20 protein-coding genes and 1 pseudogene are annotated in these 22,764 nt (G+C 59.9%); 16 read left to right on the top strand and 5 right to left on the bottom strand.

Annotation, left to right across the window (positions count from 1 at the left end; genetic code table 11):
• Positions 1 to 507: 507 nt before the first annotated feature.
• The 9 genes and pseudogenes from IC235_RS02885 to trxB all read left to right on the top strand — a co-directional run bounded on the left by IC235_RS02885 (position 508) and on the right by trxB (position 7,683).
• The gene (locus IC235_RS02885; RefSeq protein ID WP_191003691.1) at positions 508 to 966 is read left to right on the top strand and encodes a peroxiredoxin; all 459 of its coding nucleotides are present in this window, start codon (positions 508 to 510) and stop codon (positions 964 to 966) included.
• Positions 967 to 1,165: 199 nt separating this feature from the next.
• The gene (locus tag IC235_RS02890; protein WP_191003656.1) at positions 1,166 to 2,146 is read left to right on the top strand and encodes a class I SAM-dependent methyltransferase; all 981 of its coding nucleotides are present in this window, start codon (positions 1,166 to 1,168) and stop codon (positions 2,144 to 2,146) included.
• Positions 2,147 to 2,422: 276 nt separating this feature from the next.
• Positions 2,423 to 2,773 (top strand): annotated as a pseudogene (locus IC235_RS02900) (Tn3 family transposase); the annotation flags it as partial.
• 228 nt (positions 2,774 to 3,001) lie between these two features.
• The gene (locus IC235_RS02905; protein ID WP_191003658.1) at positions 3,002 to 3,424 is read left to right on the top strand and encodes a hypothetical protein; all 423 of its coding nucleotides are present in this window, start codon (positions 3,002 to 3,004) and stop codon (positions 3,422 to 3,424) included.
• 400 nt (positions 3,425 to 3,824) lie between these two features.
• A complete protein-coding gene (locus tag IC235_RS02910) occupies positions 3,825 to 4,451 on the top strand; it encodes a redoxin domain-containing protein (protein WP_191003659.1) in 627 nt (208 codons plus the stop codon).
• A 369-nt stretch (positions 4,452 to 4,820) separates the two neighbouring features.
• Positions 4,821 to 5,417, top strand: coding sequence for a TlpA family protein disulfide reductase (locus tag IC235_RS02915; RefSeq protein ID WP_317173521.1), 597 nt, complete (start codon positions 4,821 to 4,823; stop codon positions 5,415 to 5,417).
• A 266-nt stretch (positions 5,418 to 5,683) separates the two neighbouring features.
• The gene (locus IC235_RS02920; RefSeq protein WP_191003660.1) at positions 5,684 to 5,854 is read left to right on the top strand and encodes a hypothetical protein; all 171 of its coding nucleotides are present in this window, start codon (positions 5,684 to 5,686) and stop codon (positions 5,852 to 5,854) included.
• A gap of 52 nt (positions 5,855 to 5,906) precedes the next feature.
• Positions 5,907 to 6,716: an alpha/beta fold hydrolase gene (locus IC235_RS02925; RefSeq protein ID WP_191003661.1), complete on the top strand. Its 810-nt coding sequence runs from the start codon at positions 5,907 to 5,909 to the stop codon at positions 6,714 to 6,716.
• A 34-nt stretch (positions 6,717 to 6,750) separates the two neighbouring features.
• A complete protein-coding gene (trxB, locus tag IC235_RS02930; RefSeq protein ID WP_191003662.1) occupies positions 6,751 to 7,683 on the top strand; it encodes a thioredoxin-disulfide reductase in 933 nt (310 codons plus the stop codon).
• 468 nt (positions 7,684 to 8,151) lie between these two features.
• Here trxB and IC235_RS02935 read toward each other — a convergent pair whose 3' ends face one another.
• Complete coding sequence (locus IC235_RS02935; RefSeq protein WP_191003663.1) at positions 8,152 to 8,889, bottom strand: SDR family oxidoreductase; 738 nt, start codon at positions 8,887 to 8,889, stop codon at positions 8,152 to 8,154.
• A gap of 330 nt (positions 8,890 to 9,219) precedes the next feature.
• Between IC235_RS02935 and IC235_RS02940 the strand changes: the two genes are divergently transcribed.
• A complete protein-coding gene (locus IC235_RS02940; RefSeq protein WP_191003664.1) occupies positions 9,220 to 9,798 on the top strand; it encodes a Crp/Fnr family transcriptional regulator in 579 nt (192 codons plus the stop codon).
• A gap of 91 nt (positions 9,799 to 9,889) precedes the next feature.
• On the opposite strand, the gene IC235_RS02945 is transcribed toward IC235_RS02940, so the two are convergent.
• The 4 genes from IC235_RS02945 to IC235_RS02960 all read right to left on the bottom strand — a co-directional run bounded on the left by IC235_RS02945 (position 9,890) and on the right by IC235_RS02960 (position 14,205).
• Positions 9,890 to 10,837, bottom strand: coding sequence for a formylglycine-generating enzyme family protein (locus IC235_RS02945; RefSeq protein WP_191003665.1), 948 nt, complete (start codon positions 10,835 to 10,837; stop codon positions 9,890 to 9,892).
• 184 nt (positions 10,838 to 11,021) lie between these two features.
• Complete coding sequence (locus IC235_RS02950; RefSeq protein ID WP_191003666.1) at positions 11,022 to 12,368, bottom strand: 4Fe-4S binding protein; 1,347 nt, start codon at positions 12,366 to 12,368, stop codon at positions 11,022 to 11,024.
• A 162-nt stretch (positions 12,369 to 12,530) separates the two neighbouring features.
• The gene (locus tag IC235_RS02955) at positions 12,531 to 12,758 is read right to left on the bottom strand and encodes a hypothetical protein (protein WP_191003667.1); all 228 of its coding nucleotides are present in this window, start codon (positions 12,756 to 12,758) and stop codon (positions 12,531 to 12,533) included.
• Between the two features lie 109 nt (positions 12,759 to 12,867).
• The gene (locus IC235_RS02960; RefSeq protein ID WP_191003668.1) at positions 12,868 to 14,205 is read right to left on the bottom strand and encodes an NAD(P)/FAD-dependent oxidoreductase; all 1,338 of its coding nucleotides are present in this window, start codon (positions 14,203 to 14,205) and stop codon (positions 12,868 to 12,870) included.
• A 601-nt stretch (positions 14,206 to 14,806) separates the two neighbouring features.
• Here IC235_RS02960 and IC235_RS02965 point away from each other — a divergent pair.
• The 6 genes from IC235_RS02965 to IC235_RS02990 all read left to right on the top strand — a co-directional run.
• The gene (locus IC235_RS02965) at positions 14,807 to 16,459 is read left to right on the top strand and encodes a DUF4139 domain-containing protein (protein WP_191003669.1); all 1,653 of its coding nucleotides are present in this window, start codon (positions 14,807 to 14,809) and stop codon (positions 16,457 to 16,459) included.
• Positions 16,460 to 17,284: 825 nt separating this feature from the next.
• Positions 17,285 to 17,575 carry a hypothetical protein gene (locus tag IC235_RS02970; RefSeq protein WP_191003670.1) on the top strand — a complete coding sequence of 97 codons (291 nt, stop codon included), beginning with the start codon at positions 17,285 to 17,287 and terminating at the stop codon, positions 17,573 to 17,575.
• A gap of 763 nt (positions 17,576 to 18,338) precedes the next feature.
• Entirely contained in the window at positions 18,339 to 19,040 is a 702-nt protein-coding gene (locus IC235_RS02975) for a hypothetical protein (protein WP_191003671.1), read from the top strand.
• A 645-nt stretch (positions 19,041 to 19,685) separates the two neighbouring features.
• Complete coding sequence (locus IC235_RS02980; RefSeq protein WP_191003672.1) at positions 19,686 to 20,402, top strand: hypothetical protein; 717 nt, start codon at positions 19,686 to 19,688, stop codon at positions 20,400 to 20,402.
• Positions 20,403 to 20,849: 447 nt separating this feature from the next.
• Positions 20,850 to 21,821, top strand: a complete 972-nt coding sequence (locus IC235_RS02985; RefSeq protein WP_191003673.1) for a hypothetical protein — start codon at positions 20,850 to 20,852, stop codon at positions 21,819 to 21,821.
• 125 nt (positions 21,822 to 21,946) lie between these two features.
• Positions 21,947 to 22,764: hypothetical protein (locus IC235_RS02990; RefSeq protein WP_191003674.1), on the top strand; the 818-nt coding region annotated here is incomplete at its 3' end.

A 22,764-nucleotide genomic window follows, 5' to 3' on the forward strand; every position in this document is an offset into this window, starting at 1 on the left:
GCGGCCAGTACTCCACGGCAGCGCCTGAATATCACAGGGCGTTCGGGCAGCTTATCCAACCTCGTTTGGAAGCGTAGTCCTGCACTGGTGTCGCCAGCCGCAAAGAGCAGCGTGGAAGCCAACGTGACAGCCTTAGCCGGCTCAGGTGCTGGTGCTGTAGCACGTCCCCATTGCAAAACCCCTCATGTGGCATGGTTGAGGGGAGCACACCCGTAGGCGCTTGCTGCTCCCATGGTTTTTCACGCTAGTACATTTCGTGCTTAGCACTGTGGAGGTTCGGTTTCCGTAGTAAAGGTCCACTTTTTCGTACGGGGAGAGTACTGCCAAACCCCGTTTCCACTGAAGGTTCGTCAGTATCAGGGTAGGGGGCGTTGCGGTGGATTGCCACTCCCTTCGTTATTTGCACCATTCCCGCCCGGTTCCCATGCCAAATGGGAAAATGGTACAGGGTTGATCCAAGAGCCGGCTCGGGTAGCAGTCTCATTTTTATCTTAACCTCAAATGCTCATGCTCAAAGTAGGCGATAAAGCCCCGGATTTTTCTTTGAAATCAACCAACGGAAGCACTTTCAGGCTATCCGAGCAGCGGGGCAAGAAATCCATCGTTCTGTATTTCTACCCCAAAGACGACACCCCGGGCTGTACGGCCGAAGCGTGCTCGTTCCGCGACCAGTACGAGGATTTTAAGGACCTAGGCGCCGAAGTAGTGGGCGTCAGCTCCGACAGTGAGCAGTCGCACCAAAAATTTGCCGGGAAGCATCGCCTGCCGTTTGAGCTGCTGGCCGACGCCGACGGCCAGGTGCGCAAACTGTATGAGGTGCCCCGCGCCCTGTTGGGCCTGCTGCCCGGCCGGGTCACTTTCGTGATTGATAAAAACGGCATCATCCAGTACGTCTTCAATTCCCTGAGTGGGGCCACCGACCACGTGCGCAACGCCAAGCAGGTGCTGCAAGGCCTGCCGGCCTAGTTTGGCAGCATTAGGGGCCCGCACCAAAGTCGAAAATTGCTTCAACCGCTCGAAGCCCCCTGGCGGTTTACAGCAGAAGCCGCATATGTAGTGCAGGCGGGAACCTGACCCGTAGGAGTCACGTGAGGTCCCGCGCCACATACCCTGTTCAGAAAACCGCGGCTTAAGTTTGCGGGCCGAATTTTCTGTCGGCCCATCCATGCCGCTTCTCACCTCCGACGACCTGCTCGAAACCCTGGCCAAGCTGCGCCAGCGGGGCCTGCCGTTTCTGCTCTCGAAACTGCGGCTGAATGCGCTGGCCCGCACCCGCTCGGCTTTCGACGACCCCACCCTGCGGGCGGCCAACTGGTGGCAGGTGCCCATCGTGCGGCGGCGCTGGAACCAGCGCATCACCGGCCAGCCAGCCCGAGCCTATGAGGCCTACGTGGCCGAAAAATACCTGGCCGGCCGCACCGGGCTCCGGCTGCTGTCGCTGGGCAGTGGGGCGGCCTCGCACGAACTGGCGTTTGCCCGGCTTCCCCACTTTGCCGAGGTGCACTGCGTCGACATCGCGGCGCGCTTGCTGGCCCAGGCCGCGGCGACGGCCCAGCGCGAGGGCCTCACCAACTTCCGCCCGGAAGTGGCCGACGTGAACACGCTCGACCTCCCACCGGCCTCGTACGACGTGGTGCTCTTTCATTCGGCCCTGCACCATTTTAACGACGTGACCGGGGTGCTGGCGCGCATGCGACGGGTCCTGCGGCCCGATGGCTTGCTGGTGCTCAACGACTACGTGGGCCCCGCCCGCCTGCAGTGGACGGCCGCCCAACTGGCCGAAGCCAACCGCATTCTGCGAGAGGTGGTGCCCGCCCGGTTCCGGGTCCGCTACCTGTCGCGGCAGCTTAAAACGGGCGTGAGCGGCCCCGGCTTGTGGCGCATGCGTCTGGCCGATCCGTCGGAAGCAGCCGAGTCTGACCGCATCGTGCCCGGGCTGCATCAGCACTTCGCTCCCTTGGAAGAAGTCGCGCTGGGCGGCAACATTCTTACGCTGGTGCTCAAGGACATTGCCCACCATTTTATGCGTGACGACGACCCTGAAACGCAGCAACTGCTGGCCACCCTGTGCGAGTTGGAAGACGCTTTCCTGGAAAAACACCCCAGCGACTTGCTGTTCGGCGTGTACCGGCCGCTGCCCGGCTGAGGGCGGAATAGCCCCCGGTTTCGGAAAGCATTTGTTTGAACTTGCGTTTTGCCGGCGCTTGACTTTGGGGTAATCCGCTGCGGACTGAGGCATTCTATTTGCCTTAGGCGACTAAAGCCGGTCACAAGTACTAGTCTAGAAAAAGGTCTACCGAGCGGAGCCTCTCTACTGCTTGGCCAGCGTTGTGCTACGAAGCGCTAGAGAGGCTTCGGCTTCGCGGACGCCAGATGAGCAGGACGTGCTGATAGAGGTCATTACTTATGCAGTTCCTACGCCCGCCGGCGCCTGCTCTACCGCGCCCTGAAAGAACCTGGCCGGCTGGTCAAAACCGAATTCCTGCTGCGCTACATCGACTAGGTGGAGCTGCGCCAACCCATCCAGAAGCAGCTCAATAAGGGCGAGAGCACCCACCGCCTAGCCCACGCCGTCTGGCACAGGCGCAACCAGAAGGTTCACGCCGCCACCCGCTCCGAGCAGTTGGTAGCCGATACCTGCAAGCGCCCGCTGCTGAACGCCATCATCTGCCGGAACTACCTGCACTTATCCCCGCACTTGGCCCGACTGCCGGCCGAAGCCCCGTTTAATAGGGAGTTGATTATCGCCTGGGCACCGGCTAAACCCGGGTAGGGCTGAGTCGCAGGTTTTAACAGCCCCCAAGAATCAGGAGTTAATAGAGCGACTTGATGAGTTGTAGGCTGCGTAAACAGTTGTGCGTAATAAACATAACTTTCTTACTCTAGGCTCTCTTAAATTAGATCAACAAAATACTAGGAAGTGCTGGGTGATTCGGCCGGCCGAGTGGGTATTAAAGGCGTAACCTCATCTTTTTAAAATTTACGTTTAGCCCCATTCCACATGAAAACCCTCAAAACAGTTTTGTCAGCACTGGCCATTTTGTTCATAAGCAACTTGTTAACCAACAACGTATTCGCTAAGTCTGGTGACAAGCCGAGCCCCAAAGTAATTGGCGTCATCAACCGCGCCAATTGGTGTGCCATTTGCAAAGCCAACGGCCAGCGGGTAATGAGCATCATGCCCACTTATACGAACAAAGCGATTGTATTCGTCCCCAATGACCTAACCGATGCGATGACGAAAGCTGCCTCGGCCAAAGAACTGGCTAAACTTGGTGTAGCCAAGACCCTAAGTCCGGTGAATGCTACTGGAGTAATTGTCTTGGTGGACGCTCGTACGCATAAATTGCTTAAAACAGTAAGCATTGCCGAGTACAATGAGCAGATTGAGGCCGAAATAAATTCGGCCCTGGCGCTAAAATAAAAGCGGTCTGTCGCCTTACCGGCAGCATTTAATTCACGGGTATTCGAAGCTCTGAAAGCCCGGTCGACTGGCCGGGCTTTTAGAGCTAATAGAGGACTGTTAAATTATCCGTCTTTGGACGGCCCTAAACTCCTCCTTGATTTTATCTTCACGTGGATAGGTGATTAGGGAGGAAGGTTGGGAATCAAGGAGAAGTCACTGAACTTGTCCGGCCGGTGAAGTCTACTTAATATCCCGTTAATATCCTGCCTGTCCTCGTGTGTTAGCAGGCCCAGCGCGGCCAGCACCAGCATTACGGTAAGGCCAGCCAGAAAACGTGTCCCAAAATATTTGAACTGCCCGTGGGTGATACGGCGCCCGCAACTGGAATAAAAGGAAAACAACCTATCTCCCTCATTCCATGCCGTCTTTTTCGTTTTCCCTTCCTTCGTTGGTTGCCGCCGGGCTGATGGCCTTGCCCGTGTTCGCCACCACCGTAGCCAATGCCCCGACCCGCCTCCAAGCTCATCAGCCCGCCCGGCCTTTTATGGTGACGGATATCACCGGCCAACCGGTTTCGCTGACGACGCTCAAGGGCCACAAGGTGCTGCTGGCGTTTATGCGCAACGTCGGCTGCCCGGTCTGCAACCTTCGGATGTACCAACTCGTTGCCCAAGCCGACTACTTTAAGGCTCATAACCTGACCGTGGTAGCGGTGTACGAGTCCTCCGCCGAAAATATGCGCAAGTACTTAGTCGGACAAACCATCCCCTTTACGATGGTGGCCAACCCTGATGAGAGCCTTTACAAGCTGTACGACGTGGAAGTGTCGGGCAGCAAGGCAATGAAATCTATGTTTCACGGCGTGATAGGCAAAGCCAGCGAGGGCAAGAAACTCTTTGTCCAGCCGGTGCCGCAAGACGGTAACAAGACCCGCATTGGGGCCGAATTTCTGCTGGATGAGCAGGGCATCGTGGCCGTGGCCCATTACGGCCGCTATATCGGTGACGATTTACCGCTGGCTGACATTAAAAAATTCATCGAGTAGCTCACCCGGCTGCCTGGTAATGTCTTTGCACTCTCCTTACCCTCGCCTGTGAAACCGCGAATCCTCGCTTTTCTCTGTGATGCCGCGCTAGCTCTCTGCGATTTCTTTCTGTTTCTAATAGGTTGCTAATTGTTTTTACGACCAGCAGGCCAAGACTAGAGCCTTGACATCTGGAACAGTAAAGAATACGCTAGCGCCGGTGTGAGTGGTCCTCTGACGTTGGTTGGGCGGACCTGGTACCAGCAGGTAGTTCTGTTCTTTTTCCACTTGGGCATTTGCCCACTCTGCATCGCGGGCAGCATTGAGTAGAGCGTGCTAAGGGTCGTGCGCGCCCGATGCGTAGCCAAGATCTCCTAACTAATTAGCACCGTGGTAAGTCGTTCCTTTTTTCTGCAATTTGCCGGGCTGGGAGCCTTGGCGCTCGTGCTCTTCACCGACCTACGACCCGTGGTCCTGGACCCCCTTCAGCGGGGGATACTGGCCACCGGCTGGTGGCGTGCCGCCGCGCCGCAACACCCGGCTAGCCTGGCCCCAGCGCGGGCGGGGCGGCGGGCCGCCTATCCGCACGAACTGGCCCTGACTACGCTCGATGGCCGGCCCGCCCGGTTGAGCGCCTTGGCCGGCAAAGTAGTTTTTGTGAACTTATGGGCCAGCTGGTGCCCGCCCTGCGTGGCCGAGCTGCCGGGCATTCACGCCCTCTACCAGCGGATGAACCCGGCGAAAGTCGCGTTCGTCCTAATTTCCCTGGATGAGAATCCGGCTAAGGCGCGGGCGCTGCTGAAGCGCCAGAACTATACCTTTCCGGTATATTTCCCAGCCGCTCCTCTGCCAGCCCCTTTCGATTCTCCCTCGCTGCCAACCACTATTATCCTGACCCCGGACGGACAAGTCGCTGCCCAGCACACGGGCCTGGCGGAGTACAATACAGCTGAATTCAAGGCGGGCTTGGAGACGCTGGCCAAGTAGCCAGCCAGGGGGGCGCTTATGCGGATGCTCCGGCCTACTCGCTGCCGGCTGCGCTTGCTTCGGGGCGCGGGCGATGGCTGCCCGAAAGTGTCGGCAAAACTGCAGCAGGGCCAAGATATTGCCCTCGTGGCACCTGTATGCTACCGATTTTGACCCTGCTGTAAGGCCTGACCTTTGTCGGAGCTAGCGGGCTGCTCACCCCCTGCGGGTTTCCCAATGGTCCTCATGACAGTTCCCGTGTAAAAGTGAGTGGTACGCTTCAGTGAGTGGTACGCTTCGCCGCGCGACAGCAGCTTAAAACCAGCCTCGGCCAGCAAAACGCCGACCTGCAAATCACCCGCTACGGCGTGAAGGTCCAGCCCCATTACGTGCTCGACCACTTGGCAAGCCAGTACTTGCCGCACCTCGCTGATCGGCTTCTTGATTTTAGCACATAGTTTACTGGTAATCAAAGAAATAAATCATTTTTCATCTAGTTTAATTTCTCCTATGCAGACCGGATCAGTTCACAGCGAAGGCGCGGAGTTAGTATTCGACACGCAGGGAACCGGCGGACCGCTCCTGTTTATCCCCGGTGGTAACGGGGAGGCGGCCAGCTACCGGCCCATCGCGGACCAGTTGGCTGGCCGGTTCACGGTGATTACTTATGACCGCCGGGGCTTCTCCCGCAGTTCGGGTGATGTCACCGCTGACCTTAATATGGCGCAGCAAGCCCGCGATGTGGTAGCGGTTATGCGAGCAGCCGGGTACGAGCGGAGCCTCGTGTTCGGCAGCAGCGCGGGTGCGAATATTGGCCTTAAGCTGGCGGCCGACCACCCCAACCAGGTAGCCGCGCTGCTCGCACACGAGCCGCCCGTCTTGCGCTTGCTGCCCGATGCGGCTGCCCAAGTAGCTTTTACGGCGGAAGTACACCGGGTTTTTCTAGCCCAAGGCCCACAACCGGCCATGAAGCTGTTTATGAGTCAAATGGTGGGGTTTAGTGCCGGCCACCCGGTCCCGAATGCCCAACAGCGCCAGAACAGCTCGTTCTTCCTGGGCAAGGAACTGCTGAACATAGCGGACTTCGTGCCCGACTTGGCCGCTATCCGGGTAGCCAGGGTGGAGGTGACCATGTTGAGGGGGGCCCTCAGCGGAGAGGCCTTCTACGCCCGCACCGTGCCCATCGTCGCCGAGCAGTTGGGGTGTCCGGTAGTAACCGTACCGGGCAATCACCTGGGGTACCTGCTAGAGTCGGAAGCCTTTGCCCAGATGCTACGCGGGGTGCTAGCCTCGTATCCTTTCACCAACTTGGTCGCCTGAGCGCGGGCAGGGCGTCCTCCAACTCGCTATTAGTATGTCTGAACACCATAAGTGCCTGATTATTGGCTCCGGCCCAGCCGGCTATACGGCGGCCATCTACGCGGCCCGGGCCAACCTACATCCCGTTATGTATGTGGGCCTCCAGCCCGGCGGGCAGCTTACGACCACCACGGAGGTAGAGAATTTCCCCGGCTATCCCGCGGGTATCAGTGGTCCTAACATGATGGAAGAACTGCGGCAGCAAGCCGCTCGCTTTGGTACTGACATCCGCTCCGGGCTCGCCACGCAAGTGGATTTCTCGGCCCAGCCACACAAGATCACGGTGGATGAAACCGTGGAGCTGACGGCCGACGCCGTCATTATCGCCACCGGGGCCACGGCCAAATGGCTGGGTCTTCCGTCGGAGGCCCGGCTCAACGGGGCGGGCGTGTCGGCCTGCGCCGTGTGCGACGGCTTCTTCTACCGGGGCCAGGAGGTAGCCATCGTGGGGGCCGGCGACACGGCCGCCGAGGAAGCCCTCTACCTGGCCAACCTGGCCCGCAAGGTGACGATGATTGTACGCAAAGGAGAGTTGAAAGCCTCGAAAATCATGCAACAGCGCGTACTCGACAACCCCCGAATCGAGGTCCTGTTCGATACCGTGACCGACGAGATTCTGGGCCAACACGCCGTGGAAGGGGTGCGCGTGAAGCATGTGCTAACCCACGAAACCCGCGAGATTCCGTTGACCGGCTTCTTCGTCGCTATCGGGCACGAGCCGAATTCCCGAATTTTCCAGGCGTATCTGCAGCACGACGAGCGGGGCTATTTGCAAACCCTCCCCGGCACCAGCAAAACCAACATCGCCGGGGTATTTGCCTGCGGCGATGTCCAGGATTCCACCTACCGGCAGGCCGTGACGGCGGCCGGTACCGGCTGCATGGCCGCTCTGGATGCTGAGCGCTACCTGGCCGGCCTGGGAAATTAAGTGAGATTAAAGGAGAGCATCAAGAAGGGTGGGGCAGTGAAATTAAGCAGTCATCGGTAGCAGCTTCATTGGAAGCAGCCGGAAGCTCGGCTGCTGCTATCGAAAATACCCTTCCTCTCTTTAGCAGCCGCCATCAACACGGCAAGAGGCCACCCCGTGCTGGCCTGGCTTACTGCCTTCTCCGCGGCTTGCTGCCCGGCCGGGGTACTTTCGTGATGAATAAAAACGGCATCATTCAGTACGCTTTCAATCCCCTGAGTGGAGCCACCGACCACGTGCGCACCGCCAAGCGGGTGCTGCAAGGCCTCCCGGCCTAGATTGGCAGAGCTAGTGGCGCGTACTTTCCGGGTGAGCGCGGAAACCCACCGTCCGGGTTGAAATTAGATTAAAAATGGGCGTTCTACCCTGATTTCCTGCTTGGGCATCCCGCCGCAGGCGCCGGGCTATCAACCCATTTGGTTCTGCTGGCTACGAGGTTTTCAGGAGCCGCCGAGCGAGCCGGGGGGCCAGGCGCAGCAAGCCGCGCAGCAGCTTCACCTTGCCGATGTTGCTTTCCCAGCGGTTGCGCACGAAGTTGGGCCAGAACTCGGCCACTACGGCCTCGGGCGTCAGCTTGCCCTGCCCGCGGCCGGCGGTCATGGGCGTGTCGACCAGCGGGGGAATAATTTCGAACACCCCGATCCGGGTTGCTTCGAGCTGATAGCGCAGGGCCTGGGTAAAGACGTGCAGCCCCGCCTTGGTGGCGCAGTACACCGGCGCCGAGCGTTTGGGGGCGAAGGCCAGCCCCGAGCTCACGTTGACGATGGCCGCCCGGGGCTGGGCGGCCAGGCCAGGCAGCAGCAGGCCAATAAGCCGGAGGGGAGCCAGCAGGTTGATTTGCACCTCGTGTTCGGTGCGAAACACCACATCTTCGCCTTCGAGCAGGTCGTAGTTGTACTGTACCGCCGCATTGTTGATCAGGACGTTCAGGTCGGGGTGCTCGCGCTCCAGGTAATGAACCAGCTCGTCGACTTGGGCCCGCTGGGCCAGGTCGCAGGCTCGCACGTACAGGGTGTTGGGGTGGGCAGCTTGCAGGGCCGCCAGCGCATCGAGCCGCCGCCCGACGGCTACTACGGTGTTGCCGTGCCGCAAAAAATGACTGGTGAGGGCCAGCCCGATACCAGAGGTGGCGCCAGTGAGCAGGACGATGTTGCCAGAGGGATTCATAGGAGATAGGCAGTTTTGAACTCGGCTGAACCTGATAGGTCAACCCTGCCACAAACCTAGCCGCGGCCAATAAGAGCCTTCTTTACATAGGTAAAGAAAAAGGACTGAGCTGCTTTTCTTTACCTATGTAAAGGGACAGTGGTAAACGAACGCCCCACCTTTGTGCCGTTCGTTTACCCGACTAGCCTGCGATGCCCAACCTTTTGTTACCCATCCCGCTGGCCGCCGTCGGCGCAGATGCTCCGCCAGGGGCGACCGCAACGAATAGCAGCTGTTGTACCTTGCCCGCTGGCCCCGACTAGAAACCGGCTCGGCGCCCGGGCTGCCCTTATGCATCTGGTTCACGAATACTTCAAACGTATTGCTCCCGTCCCGCCCGACGCCTGGCAGGTCCTGGAACCGCTGTTTGTGCTCACCGAGCTACCCAAGGGTACTTACTTTGCCCGCGCCGGGGAGGTTGCCCACAGCCTGGGCGTGCTGGAAAGCGGGCTGCTGCGGGCGTTTTACAGCAGTGCGACGGGCGTCGAGTACAACAAGCACTTTTTTCAGGCGCCTACGCTGTTCGGGGCGTATGCTTCCCTCGTCACCGGCCAGCCCAGCCAGATCCAGCTTCAGGCCCTGACCGATTCCCGCGCCTGGGTGGTTCGCTACGCCGATTTAGAAGCGTTGCTGCCCGCCTGGCCCGCCCTGGAGCACCTGGCCCGCCGGTGGGCCGAGCTGCTCTACGTGCAAAAGGAGGAGCGCGAGATAGAAATTGTGCTACTGGGCGCTGAGCAGCGCTACCAGTTGTTGCGGCAGCGCCACCCCGACTTAGAGCAACTCGTGCCCCAGTACCACATTGCCTCCTACCTGGGCATCACGCCTACCCAGCTCAGCCGGGTGCGCCGGGCATTGGTGCGGCCCCGGTAATGGGTTCTACTCGTACTAAGGGCCGCACCCGCCTGTCGGAAGAAGCTTTCACCCAGCCTGGGAGATGGGTTCTATTTGTACTGAGGTGCGGCTAACGCTTTGGGGTATATCCGCGGTTGGGTTGGGTGGCTCGGATAACGCAGCGAAAGCCAACTGTGGGGGAAGGCCCGGAATATGGATTGCGCGAAATCACGGTGCAGGCCGTAAGCGGGTCGCGGTAACTGCCACCTTTGGTAATGCCTCGCTCCTGAATCATTTCGGCCACATTACCCAGCAGGTTGTAGAGCCCGTAGTCGTTGGTGGGGCCGCCATACACGTAAGCGGGGGTTGGCAGCCGCAGGAAATATGGCTCGGCCTGGTTGTAGTTGATGAACGAGCGGGATGGTTGCGAGTCGTTGTAGGCCTTGATATCGGCTCTGATCTGAGAAGCCTCGGCCTCAGTGCCCGAGCGTTGCTTAAAGTAACTGGCTGCTTCGGGGTTTATTTGAATAGGGGCTGAAATATACTTGCTACCGTAAGGCAGGCCGCGCTTGACGAGCGCCGCTTGTTCCCATTCAGCCTCGGTGGGAAGCCGACTTTCCACCACAATGTAGGATGCCGCGAGGCTATCGGCCGAGCCTAGTTTCTTATCCCGGTTGATCATGTAGCTGATGATCTTGCCCCGCCACTTGCAAAAGGCAACTACTTGCTCGTAGCTCACGCCAACGACCGGATAATAGTCGTAGAAAACATTGCTGAAATAATCGGGAACAGGCAGCGCCGATGGATCCAGTTGGGTGGCTGCCACGTTGCCGCCCGCGGCGGCTAGCCGCTGTTGGTAGCGCTTCCATTCAATGTTGGGAACTTCCGCTTCATCAATTGCCCAGCCATCCTTGGTGAGCAAAATGCTGCCGGGCATCCCCAAAGGCAGCACTTGCGGAACCGATTTTAACTCGCGCCATTTTTTTCTTACCACCAGCGAGGTGTCGCGGGCGGAAGGCACTCGATAGGTAAGGGCTACGTAGTCGTTAAAGATGGGCCGGCGGCCAAACTCAGGCATAAGATTTTCCAGACCGGTAGTCGTGCTATATATGCCCGGAACGGCTGCCGATGGTGGACGGATGGAAGCACAGCCGGTGCCCCAGATAACTACAGCAAGGCAGCCTGCTGCCCTACGCCAGCTACCTGCTGGCGTAGAGTGATGAACCTTAGGAAGCATTGGCGGGAATCATATGGCCCGAAATTTAGCTCAATATCCGCAGCGAGTCCGCGTGAATCAGCGGCGAGGCCTGGTAACGTCCTTCGCGGGGCCCGTTCTCCAGATTCACCACCCCGCGGGGGCAGGCCGTGCTGCACATGCCGCAGCCCACGCACGAGGCCCGGATGATGGGCTCGCCGCGCTGGGCGTACTGCTTCACGTCGATGCCCATCTCGCACACATTCGAGCAGTTGCCGCAGCTGATGCACTGCCCGCCGTTGGTGCTGATGCGGAAGCGGGAGAAGTGCTTTTGCAGCAGGCCCAGGTAAGCCGCCATCGGGCAGCCGAAGCGGCACCACACCCGCGGGCCCAGGATGGGATAGAAGCCCACCCCGATTACCCCCGAAAACACCGCGCCAATGGCGAAGCCGTACCACTTGGCGGCCCCGCTGCCCACCTCGCCGAGTAAGGAGCTGTTCAGCGCGAAATTCACCCACAGCACGGCCGTGATGGCTACTATCAGCCCCAGCACGGGGTAGATGATGCGCACTTCCCAGCGCCAGGCCGCGCGGCTTTTGTCGGCGAGCTGGCGGTAAGGGTCGCCGGCGGTTTCGGCCAAGCCCCCGCAGCCGCACACCCACGAGCAGTACCAGCGCTTGCCGTAGAAGTAAGTGAGTACTGGCGTAGCCAGCAGCGACATCACGGCGCCCCAAAACACCATGAATACCCCCAGGCCTCCATTGTGCACGAGCGCGGCAGCCGTGCCCGGAAACAGGTAGTCGTACTTCAGCGGCCAGAAGTAGCTGAAGTAAAATTCGGGCTGCTGGAAAAACTGGAGCAGCGCCGGAATGATGAACGCAAAGCCCAACTGGAAAAACATCACCGAGCCGGTGCGGATAAGCTGGTAGCGCGAGTGGCGGTATTTCCAGAGCGCCCGGGTGCCCATCAGCAAGATGGCTAACGTGTAAAAGGTGCCGTATAAAAACCACTGGTCGGCTGGCCGGGCCCGCAGCCACCGGCTGAAGCTGTCGAGGCCGTGCACCAGGTTATTGAGTGGCCCAAAATTACCCTGGCCATCGTCGCTGCTGTACCAGTAGAGCACCACGTAAAAGCCCGTGAGTACGAGGCCCGTTACCCAGGCCACGCTGCCGCGCCCGGTGCTGGCCCGCTGCCATAAGTTATTCTGCTGCACCCCGGCCGGGTGCCGGCCGAACCTCAGCCAGCTCCAGGTTAGCGTGCCGATGCTCACCAGGCCCAGGGCCAGGTACAGCCAGGTTTGCTGGCGGCCGGGGTCGGCATCGGCCAGGGCGAGGAGCAGGGCCAGCAAGCCGGTGGCCACCATCGCCAGCGTCAGCTTTTCGGCCGGGGAGGAAGCTGGTAGAGAGGGAGACATAAATGTTTTATTATATAACAATTAAAAATGAAGAATTAAAAATTAAGAAATTGATCAGCAGATTTTTAATTCTTCATTTTTAATTCCCTTCTCCTATGTGAAAACTGGTTTAGGTAGTAAAGCGGCTGGTCGCGAACGGCCCACTGTTAACGACTGGCGGTATTAATGATGATGGTGGGGCTCATCGGGCTTGCCGAAGAAGTTGATGAGCGTACCGATGAGGTAAAAGCCCGCCCAGCACACGTACAGCCAGTTGAAGCCGCTGGGTAGGGGGCGGCTCACGAAGAAGTGCAGAATCAGATGGGCCCCCGCACTCATCAGCAGGCCCGTGAGGGCAATGAACTGGAAGCTATTGAGGGCCGAGGGCCGGTACAGTTTGGAGTAGTCCACGGGAATTGGGAATTAAAAATTAAAAATGAGGAATTAAAAATGGGCGGCGGCCCACCGTTTCCTTACCCTGGTGCTGGTTGCTGATTGTTGGCTGGTCATTTTTAAAGGCTTACTTTCTGAGTAGCGAAAACAAGCCTTTGCGCTGCCGCAAGACCACTTGGTGCTGAGGAAACTGCCGGTTGAAAGCCGCCACCATTGCTTTTTCGTGCTGGGGAAAGAACTCAGGGTCAAAATTAGCCGCGCCCAGGTGGCTCATCACCGTGGCCACCGGCGCCTGCTGCCGGATCCACTGCTCGCACTGAGCCTGGCGCAGGCGCAGGCCCAGGGCGTTGAACCCGACCACGGCGTGGGGCGCCCCGGCCCGGAAGTAGACGCGTAACGCCGCCCGGCCCGTTGGGTGTTCCCAGTAAAAGCTCTCCAGGCCCGCCGTGGGCGCCGCGGGGGCCTGGCCGTAGGTTTGGTACTCCAAATTGAAAAACTTCGCCGAGTTAAACCAGATGCCGCGCCGGTAGGCCGTGGACTGCCCGCAGATGGTTTGGGCCACGGTTTCGCCCTGCATGCGGCCGGTGTACCACAGCTGTTCGATGGCCACCTCGCCGGCCCCCGGCTGGCGGTGCTGCGCGCAGTCGCCCGCCGCGTACACGTTGGGTACGTTGGTGCGCAGGTACTCGTCGACCAAGATGCCGCAGTCGGTTTCAATGCCCGCCCGCCGGGCCAGCGCTATATTGGGGGTGACGCCCGTGGCAAGGCCAACCCACTGGCAGGCAATTTCTTCGCCCGTGGTGGTGACCACCGCCCGCACCCGGCCCTGGGCATCGCCCAGAATTTCGCGCAGTTCGGTGCGGTAGCGCACCGGCACCCGGTTCTCCGCAAACTGCCGGTCGACCAGGTTCGCTTCTGCCGACGGCAGCACCGAACCCCAGTAATGGGCGTCGCGCACCAGCACCAGGGGCTCGATGCCGCGGCTGTGGAGCATCTCGGCCAGCTCGACGCCGATCAGGCCGCCCCCCACTACCACGCCCCGGCTGATGCCCCGGGTGTCGCGGGTCATGGCTTCGAGGTCGGGCAAGCCATAAAGCCCCTGTACGCCCGCCAGGTGCTGCCCCGGCCAGCCATGCCGCTTGCTTTCGGAGCCGGTGGCCAGCAGGAGCTGGTCGTAGGCCAGGGTGGTGCCGTTGTCGAGAGTAAGGAGGTTTTCGGTCGGGTTGAGGGCCGTGGCCGTGGCGTGTACGAGGCCGAGCCGGTTTTTATCCCAAAACCAATCTTCATAGGGCTTGAGGTCTTGCGGCCGCAGGTGGCCCATGTAGACGTACATGAGGGCCGGGCGCGAAAAATGGTGCGCGCTTTCTGCCGACACCAGCGTGATGCGAGCCTCGGGGAGCTGCTTACGCACCGCCAGCGCGCACGTAACGCCGGTAATGCCATTGCCAATAATGAGTAGATGCATGGCGACGGGTAGGAGTAGGGGATAAGCACGCGGGGCGTCAAATGTAGGCGGGGCCCCGCATAAACCAACGGCGGCTGAGTGTGGGATTGTTAATCAATAGATTAGAACAATTTCATAGTCAGTGTATACGACGTCTGGCTCCCCTCTCCTGGGGCTTCGCGCATGAAGCGAACCGGGGCCGGGGGTGAGGTTTTCCCGGCTGCGCCCTGTACACTGAGCTGAAAACCGCTATAAGCGTTGGTTTCCAATATTTCGTTTCCGTTGAGTATGACCATTCTTCGTTCGTTGTGCGGTTTCAATAAGCGGCTCGGATGGGGTTGGTTCGGTAGCCTTGGGAGTAGGAACCGTTGCGGCCCGTCGGCGACCACTCCGGCCCGGCTGTTAATCAATGGATAGGCGGCAAAGCTCCGGCCACGTAGGTATGATTGGCCCTTGACTGGACAGAAAAAGCCCTAAGCCATTGCGGATTCACCCGGCATCCGGCTAGTGGTTTGGTGTGGGCCCTTTGCTACGGCCGGAGGCGGTCCCAAGCCTTATGCAATATCCCCGGGTGTTGCATCTATGGGAGGAGTCGCACCTTTAGCCAACCTTTCCTATGTATATGAAAAAGGCCGTTTTGATGCTGATTATTGGGAGCATTTCCCGTATCGCTATCGCCCAGCAGCCGGAGGAACAGAAACTCAGGGCCAGCCTTACGCACGCCACCGTTTTCCTCAACCGGGCTCAACTCACCCATACGGCCAAAACGACCCTTAGCCCGGGAGTTACCCAACTGATAATCGAAGGACTGCCGGCCGGGCTGGACCGGAAAAGCCTACAGGTGGCGGGGAAGGGAGAAGCCGTCATTCTATCGGTGAAAGGACAACTAAACCACCTGAGTGCCCAGACCAAATCTGCCGCCGTTCGCCACCTGGAAGATTCCCTGCAAATCGCTCGTAATGACCTGAGCACCCTGCAATCAACCAAGGATGTACTGAACAAGGAACAGCAGCTGCTACTGGCCAACCAGAGCATTGGGGGCCAGCAGGCGGGCGTCACCGTAGAGCGTCTGCAACAGATGGCCAACTTTTTCCGGAACCGCCTCACCGACATCCAGAACCGGCTCATCAAAAACGACCTGAGTCTGCACAAAGTCCAGGAGCGGGTAACGCGGCTGCAGCAGCAGCTGAATGAGCTGAACGTGCGCCGAAACCAGCCGACGAGCGAGGTACTGGTCAGCCTTTCCGCCAAAAGCCGGGTCCCGGTGGAGCTGCAAATCAGCTATATGGTTGACGCCGCCGGCTGGGCCCCCGTGTACGACCTGCGCGCCCAGGATACCCGCAGCCCCGTTCAGCTGAATTACAAAGCCTACGTTCGCCAGAACACGGGCCTAGACTGGAATAAAGTCCGCTTGACGCTTTCTACCACCAATCCAACGCAGGGCGGCACCAGCCCTACGTTAGAAGCACAAGTCGTGTCGCTGGCGGAGCCCAGAAGAGCGGATGGCTATGCAAATTTGGATAAGAAACGTAAAATAAACGAGAAAGTGGCGGCAGCGAAAGTATCGGTAGAAGAACCGACGGAAGTGCGCTCCGACACCGTAGAAGCATTGCAAGAAAGCCCTGAATCGGAGACGGTGGCCAACTATACCACCGTGACCGAATCCACCGTTTCGGTTTCCTTCGATATTTCCCTGCCCTATAGCATTCCCTCGGGCGGCAATCCGCAGCTAGTAGACATCTCGGCGCACGAGCTGCCGGCTAGCTACCGCCACTTCTCCGTTCCTAAGCTAGACAGCGATGCCTTCCTGCTGGCCCAGGTGACGGGGTGGGAGAAGTATAATCTGTTGTCGGGAACGGCCAATATCTACTTCGAAGGCACCTTCGTGGGTGAATCTTTCCTGGATGCCAATAATACCAAGGATACGCTCAGCCTTTCGCTGGGCCGGGACAAGAAAGTGGTGGTGAAAAGAGAAAAAATCACCGAATTCAGCAGCCGCAAATTCATTGGTCGCCATGTCGTGGAGACGTACGTTTACCGGATTAGCGTCCGCAATACCAAGAAGCAGCCCATTCGGATGACGATAGAAGACCAATTGCCCGTTTCGCGCGACAGCCAGATTGAAGTAGAACTACAGGAGGCCCGGGGAGCTACGTCAGACCGGGAAACGGGTAAACTCACCTGGAAACTGGATCTGAAGGCCGCCGAAGCCCAGACCTTCGACTTGAAGTACACCGTGAAATACCCCAAAGGCAAGGTAGTCGATGGCTTATAGAGGCCGAAAAGGAACGACTGCTTATTAAGGTTTATCGGGGAACGCCAGATAAGTTAGTACTCATAACGGATCGGGTTGTCGGCAGGGCCGAGAATGAATATTTTTTCGTGGTTGAAAAAAAGGTAGCACTATTCGATGCCACTTGCGTTAGCGCCGGTGCTTTAGGTACGAATGGCCCGATGCCTTAGGGGGCTGCGCTTGCCCGAGCAAGTGGTAGGGGAGAGGCCAGGTCCGTTAAAGTGCGGGGCGCTGGCATAAGCCCCGACGTGGGGAGCAGACCGGACAAGCAGGGGAAACGGATGGGCTTGAGCGGCGAATAACCTAATCAGTAGAACCAACGAATTTTGTTGTTGGTCCTACTGATTAGGTTATTCATCCAAGCGGGGGTGGCCGACGCTAGGAAAAGGAAAGCTTCCCGGGCAACATTTGAAGGAGCGCTTGAACCCGGTACTGCCTGCCCGCTCGTTCTACCAATGATGGCTCTGGCTCACTGGCCCAGTCTGTAAAGGGCCCGGATTTGCCAGGACTCGGACTCACGCACTGTTTATGGCCTGGGCAATCTGCTTGAGAGTCACCTGCCCGGGCATCCCGGCCGGGCGATTGGCAACCGCTCAGCTACCGGGTAGCTACTAAGGGCGAGGCTTTCCTACTCCTTTCTATGAACAACGCCTCAATGCTTGCCGGCTGATGACAACCACCTCTACCCGCTTAGAGTGCTGCTCCGGTCTCCTGCTGGCTTCCAGCTGGCCCAGCCAGGCTCACCCGCCCGAGCGTAAGCCGCCTAGCCCACCAGGCTCGGAGCTAGCGCGATTCCCCGAGACTCAGGTGGCTTCTGCTCGGGCCCATCCTATGGCGCCGGGCTCGGGGGTAGGCATCAAGGGTCAGGACACGACCTACTACGGCGGGTACATCCGCAATAAGGTCCTAGCCAATGGGGCCAAAGACGGCCCCTTGCGCCACCTCTACCAGTGTCGCCGCACTTTCGGCTCGCAGGCCGGCCTGCTGGGGGGCTCGCTCGCCCCGTTAGCTGTTGGCGGGGCACCCGCAGCCCCGGCCCGGGCGCCCCGCCGTCCGGGAGAGCCAGCCGCTCGCCGCCCCCAGCGGTCGGCGTACTAGCCTTTCTGTTCTCTCCCGGATCACTGATAGCCCCGCAGCCAGTGCTTCCGCTTGGTTCAGAGCTCGGCCTGCGCTCCTGTTCGAGACGGTCTTCCTTTCTACCATTCACTTCTACCAGCCTGTTCTACTGCCCATGACAACAAGACGATTATCCTTGGTCCGCCGCTGGCACCTGCTGGCCCTGTTGCTGATGCTGCTGACTGCCTGGTGCAGCCAAGCCCAACAAATGCCGCGTCCGCCGACTTACCCGGCAGGGGCGGGGCAGGTAAGCTCCGCCAAGGCTCGGCTAACGCCCGCCCAAGACCCGGCGCGCGACGCCGCAGCCACAACAAGTACGACCGTATTCCGACAAGATGCTCTCTTTACCAATCCTTCCTTTGAAAGAAATGCTCCTGGAGTTCCGAACGCCACCGATTGGTGGCCTAGCTTCTGCTACGCCGGTTATCAAATGCTGCCGGCTACACCCGGTGGTGGCTGGAATCTGAGTACCCTCAGGCCAACGGACGGAAACGATTATGTAGCAATCTATAGTAGTGGCGGTGGGAATATTGGCGTCTCCCAGCGCTTATCCGATACACTCAAAGCAGGGGTGACCTGTACCTTCTTAGTCGATGTGGCCTATGGCCTGGACTTTTTTTCGCTGGAATTATTACGGTACGGGCCTCAAGTTCCTATCACGCTACAAATCAGGGGTAGTGCGCAACGGTGCGATGCCAATAATGGCTCCTCCAATAGCATCTTGTTGTGGAGCAAACTCATTCCTATGTCCCGCACCAGTTGGCAAACGGAGACGGTGACGTTCACGCCCACGACCGACATTATCTACTTATCCATTCAAGCTACGGGGACCTTACCCCCAGCCGGAGGACCTTGTTTCCGGGAATGTACTCAAATTGGGGCGGTATTAATCGATAACTTACGCACGTTGACGGGCCTGGTGCTGCAGCAAGCCGATGGGACAGCTCAGCCGGCCGATAAAGCCTTCCGCCTGCTCTGGCAACCTGTCCTCTCGGTCGTTGGGCTCGACAGTCTGGCTCGGCCTCAGTTACGCGGCACGGTGACCACCTTCCAAGGCGGACACGTGTCGCTGCCTAAGAATTTACGGGTGCGCAATGCCAAGGGGTTCTACTTCCTTCAGGAAGCGGCGCCCGCTGCCGGGCAGGACACGACCTACTACGGCCTGTACGTGCGCAACACGCCCCTGGCCAACGGGGCCAGGGACGACACCCTGCGCCACCTCTACCAGTGCCGCCGCTCCTTCGGCTCCCAGGCCAGCCTGCCAAGTGGCCCGCTCGCCCCGCTGGCTCTCGGCAGCCCGTCCGCGTCCCCAACTCCACGTGCGGCTCCATCCCTGGCAGCCCCCATAGTCGGAGCGGGCCACTTACCCACGGCACCCGAGCAAGGCCCTGACCCTCTGGCGGGGCCGCAACCCCGCCGGCGTACCCCGCGGCAGCAGGCACGATAGCCCCTTTTCTATTCTTCCCCACTACCAGCCCGGCTTTCCACCATCCTTTTTCCACCCCATGACCACCACGAGACTAGTACGCTTCGCCCGCAGTTGGAGCCTGCTACTGGCTCTGCTATTGACCTATTGGCCCAGCGGAGCCCAACGAGTGCCGCGTCCGCCGAAGCACCTGGCGGGGGCGGGGCTAGTAGCAGGCTCCAAGGCCCGGCGCGCGCCTGTCCAAGGGCCAGCGCGCGACGCCTCGATCACAACGACCCCCGCCTTCCGACCAGACGCTCTCTTTACCGATCCTTCCTTCGAAAGATCACCTCTATCTTGTAGTCTCGAAGGACCTTTCCGGTATTCTACTTCCAGCCTTTATAATGGCGTCGCACCGGCGGAAGAAAACGCTTATCTTGGGCTGGTATCTCATTGGGGTATAGAGTTCTATTCCGTAGGAAAACCGTTACGTGTGCCGCTTAAAGCGGGGGTTGCGTATACTTTCCTAGTTGATGTGGCTTAGTTGATGTGGCTTATGCTAACATAGATACGTATTTCTATGCAGGAGGAACTCCTGTCCCCATCACTTTGTGCATTGATGGTGGTGCGGATCAATGCCCCAAATACGACGGTAGGGGCACTCTCTTATGGAGTAAGGTTATTCCGATGGAGCGCACCACCTGGCAGACCGATACGGTGACCATTACGCCTACAAAGGATATTGCGCACGTGCGCTTTTATGTTACTGGCTCTAGTTATGAACCAATAACTCGCGGCGCAGTACTGCTTGATAACCTGCGCACGTTGACCGGCATTGCACTCAAGCAAGCCGATGGCACGGCCCAGGCCGACGGCAAAGTCTTCCGCTTGCTCTGGCAACCGATCCTCACTGCTGGCGGGCTTGACAGCCTGGCCCAGCCTCAGTTGCGCGGCACGGTGCGAACCTTTTGGGGCGGGCGCGTACCGCTGCCCGCGAAGCTACAGATAACCGAGGCCGAAGCGAAGGGCTTTTACTTCTTTCAGGAAGCGACCCCCGCTGCGGGGCAGGACACGACCTACTACGGCCTGTACGTGCGCAACACGCCCCTAGCTGATGGGGTCAAAGATGACACCCTGCGCCACCTCTACCAGTGTGGCCGCACTTACGGTTCCCAAGCCGGACTGCTGAGCGACTCGCTCGCTCCGCTGGCCCTCGGTAGCCTCCGCAGGGCCTCTGCTCAAAGAGTGGCTCATCCCCTGGTACTTCGCCCCGCCGTCCGGACAAGTCTCTTTCCAGCCACACCGCGGGGCGGCCTTGCTTACCGGGTTGCGGCCGGCCCTGCCCGCCCTCCGGCGGCGGGTGCACCAGCCGCTTTTATTCGAGCTCTACCACGTGTCGGATAACTATAAAACCTGCAAGTTCTGCGGCGATGGTAGTGCCTGCCCTCCGTTCCTCCATCTTTTTTTACCACACTTTTTTTATCACGCATGACAACAAGAGCATTACCCTTTGCCCACGGCGGGGGCCTACTACTGGCCCTGGTGCTACTAGCTAGTTGGCCCAGCAGGGCCCAACAGGCGCCTCCTTCTTATCCAGTTCATCCAATCGAGGCTACATCAGTAATCTCTCCCAGAGATAAACTATCTTCTCCACGAGCCGCCACTAGCAGAATTGCGGCCAGCGCAACCACCCCTGAATTCCGAAAAGACTCCCTCTTCGTCAATCCCTCCTTCGAGGGAGCAAGCCCAGATTATCGGAGCATCTACGATCCCGGCCTCATCGATTGGAGCTTCTGCTCGACGGAGCCTAATATATTACCTGTATTACCCTGGGAGGCGTACGGCAGCAGCATGGCGCCCGCCGATGGCCAGTCTTATATAGGGCTTTTAGCTTTCTATGGTAACAACGCTTACTTCGGCCAGAACTTACGCGTGCCGCTGAAAGCGGGCGTCACCTACCGGTTTCTGATTGATGTGGCTTATGCCCCCAAGTATCTGCGATGGGACAGCATGAATCCTGAAGTCCCCATCACGTTACAGGTCAAGGGAAGTACGGAAGCCTGCACCAGCACACAGTTCATCGACACCGGGGTAGCCCCCGGCACCCGCTTATGGAGCAAGGTCATTCCCATGAACCGCACCACCTGGCAAACCGATACGGTGACCTTCACCCCCACCACCAATATCTCGCGTTTGGTATTTGAGGCTTCTGTTTCCGTCCCTACCGGTGATTATGACCTATACCCTCTGGGCGCGGTGCTGCTCGACAACCTACGCACGTTAACGGGTCTGGCACTCCAGAAGGCCGACGGCACGGCCCAGGCCGACGGCAAGCCCTTCCGCCTGCTCTGGCAACCCATCCTCACCGCCGGCGGCCTCGATAGCTTGGCCCCGCGACCCCAACTGCGCGGCACGGTGCGCACCTTCGGGGGCGGGCGCGTGCCCCTGCCCCCGACCTTGCAGGTGACTGATGCCAGGGGCTTCTACTTCTTGCAGGAAGCGGCGCCCGCTGCGGGGCAGGACACGACCTACTATGGCCTGTACGTGCGTAACAAGGTCCTGGCCAACGGAGCTAAGGATGACACGCTGCGTCACCTCTACCAGTGCCGCCGCACCTTTGGCTCCCAGGCCGGGCTGCTCACTGGCTCGCTCGCCCCACTGGCTCTCGGCAGCCCATCCGCGTCCCCGACTCCACGTGCGGCTCGATCCCTGGCGGCCCCCGTCGTCCGAGCGGGCCGTCTACCCACGGCACCCCGGCAACGCCCTGACCCACCGGCCAGATTGCGGCTTGGCCTGCGCGCCCCGCGGCAGCGGGCGCGGTAGCCCCTTTATTCTTCCTTTAGCATCGGCTGCCCCACGGCCCGAGCCCAGCGTAGCGTTTGCTGGCCCCGCGCTGCTGTTAGGGGTAGTCCTGCTTCCGCCATCTTTCGCCATATTTTTCTACCCCCATGACCACACCAAGACGAGTCCCCTTCCACACCGGGTGCCTGCTGCTAGCCCTGCTGCTATTGCCTTTTCTTCCCAGCCGGGCCCAGCCCGTGCCCATCCGCAGCTTGCGCGAGCTGCCGCTGCCCAAAGAGCTGCGCCTGGCCGCGCGCCCATCCCAGCAGCCCATCCTGGCCCCCTACGAACAGTTCACCGGCGGCGCGCTCACCGACTTCCAGGGCAGCGGCCTGACTTTCACGGCCGGCGGCAGCTGGCGCATCGCCAACGGCCAAGCCAGTACGGGCACGTACCAGCCCGACCAGGTGGCCGAGCTGGTGAGTGAGCCCTTCCGGCTGGACACCACCCTGCGCGCGCGGGCCAATGCCCTGATGGGGTTTGCCCTCTACTTCGACGAGCAGTATCGGTTGGAGAGCGGCCACGACTACGGCACGGTCTGGCTGCAGTACGAGCAGGCCGACCAGAGCTGGAGTGCGTGGAGCCTGCTGAGCCGGCGCACGGGCCTGAGCCCCGGCCCGGGCCCGCGCACGACCTACCTGAGCCTGCGCGACCCGGCCCTGTGGCACCGGCGCGTGCGCGTCAAGTTCCGCCTGCAGAGCGACTGTGCCACTCAGTTCGAGGGCTGGAGCCTCGACAACGTCACCCTGCGCCAGATCGTGACCACGCCCGAGATCCGCACGGCCCTGGTGCCCCTGCCCGTGGCCCCGCCGATGGCCCCGCCGATGGTGCCCTTCGTGCCTTACCGCCCCGGGGGGCTGGACTTGCGCACGCCCATCAACGGGCTCGACCGCCTGGTCAAGCCCGCCCTGGACCGGCTGCTGGA

The sequence above is a fragment of the Hymenobacter montanus genome (assembly GCF_014699115.1).
GTDB lineage: Bacteria > Bacteroidota > Bacteroidia > Cytophagales > Hymenobacteraceae > Hymenobacter > Hymenobacter montanus.

Coding starts and splice junctions, on each gene's coding strand:
- IC235_RS02885 (WP_191003691.1), top strand. CDS start 508: ATGCTCAAAGTAGGCGATAAAGCCCCGGATTTTTCTTTGAAATCAACC.
- IC235_RS02890 (WP_191003656.1), top strand. CDS start 1,166: ATGCCGCTTCTCACCTCCGACGACCTGCTCGAAACCCTGGCCAAGCTG.
- IC235_RS02905 (WP_191003658.1), top strand. CDS start 3,002: ATGAAAACCCTCAAAACAGTTTTGTCAGCACTGGCCATTTTGTTCATA.
- IC235_RS02910 (WP_191003659.1), top strand. CDS start 3,825: ATGCCGTCTTTTTCGTTTTCCCTTCCTTCGTTGGTTGCCGCCGGGCTG.
- IC235_RS02925 (WP_191003661.1), top strand. CDS start 5,907: ATGCAGACCGGATCAGTTCACAGCGAAGGCGCGGAGTTAGTATTCGAC.
- trxB (WP_191003662.1), top strand. CDS start 6,751: ATGTCTGAACACCATAAGTGCCTGATTATTGGCTCCGGCCCAGCCGGC.
- IC235_RS02935 (WP_191003663.1), bottom strand. CDS start 8,889: ATGAATCCCTCTGGCAACATCGTCCTGCTCACTGGCGCCACCTCTGGT.
- IC235_RS02940 (WP_191003664.1), top strand. CDS start 9,220: ATGCATCTGGTTCACGAATACTTCAAACGTATTGCTCCCGTCCCGCCC.
- IC235_RS02945 (WP_191003665.1), bottom strand. CDS start 10,837: ATGCCTGAGTTTGGCCGCCGGCCCATCTTTAACGACTACGTAGCCCTT.
- IC235_RS02950 (WP_191003666.1), bottom strand. CDS start 12,368: ATGTCTCCCTCTCTACCAGCTTCCTCCCCGGCCGAAAAGCTGACGCTG.
- IC235_RS02960 (WP_191003668.1), bottom strand. CDS start 14,205: ATGCATCTACTCATTATTGGCAATGGCATTACCGGCGTTACGTGCGCG.
- IC235_RS02965 (WP_191003669.1), top strand. CDS start 14,807: ATGAAAAAGGCCGTTTTGATGCTGATTATTGGGAGCATTTCCCGTATC.
- IC235_RS02975 (WP_191003671.1), top strand. CDS start 18,339: ATGTCCCGCACCAGTTGGCAAACGGAGACGGTGACGTTCACGCCCACG.
- IC235_RS02980 (WP_191003672.1), top strand. CDS start 19,686: ATGGAGCGCACCACCTGGCAGACCGATACGGTGACCATTACGCCTACA.
- IC235_RS02985 (WP_191003673.1), top strand. CDS start 20,850: ATGGCGCCCGCCGATGGCCAGTCTTATATAGGGCTTTTAGCTTTCTAT.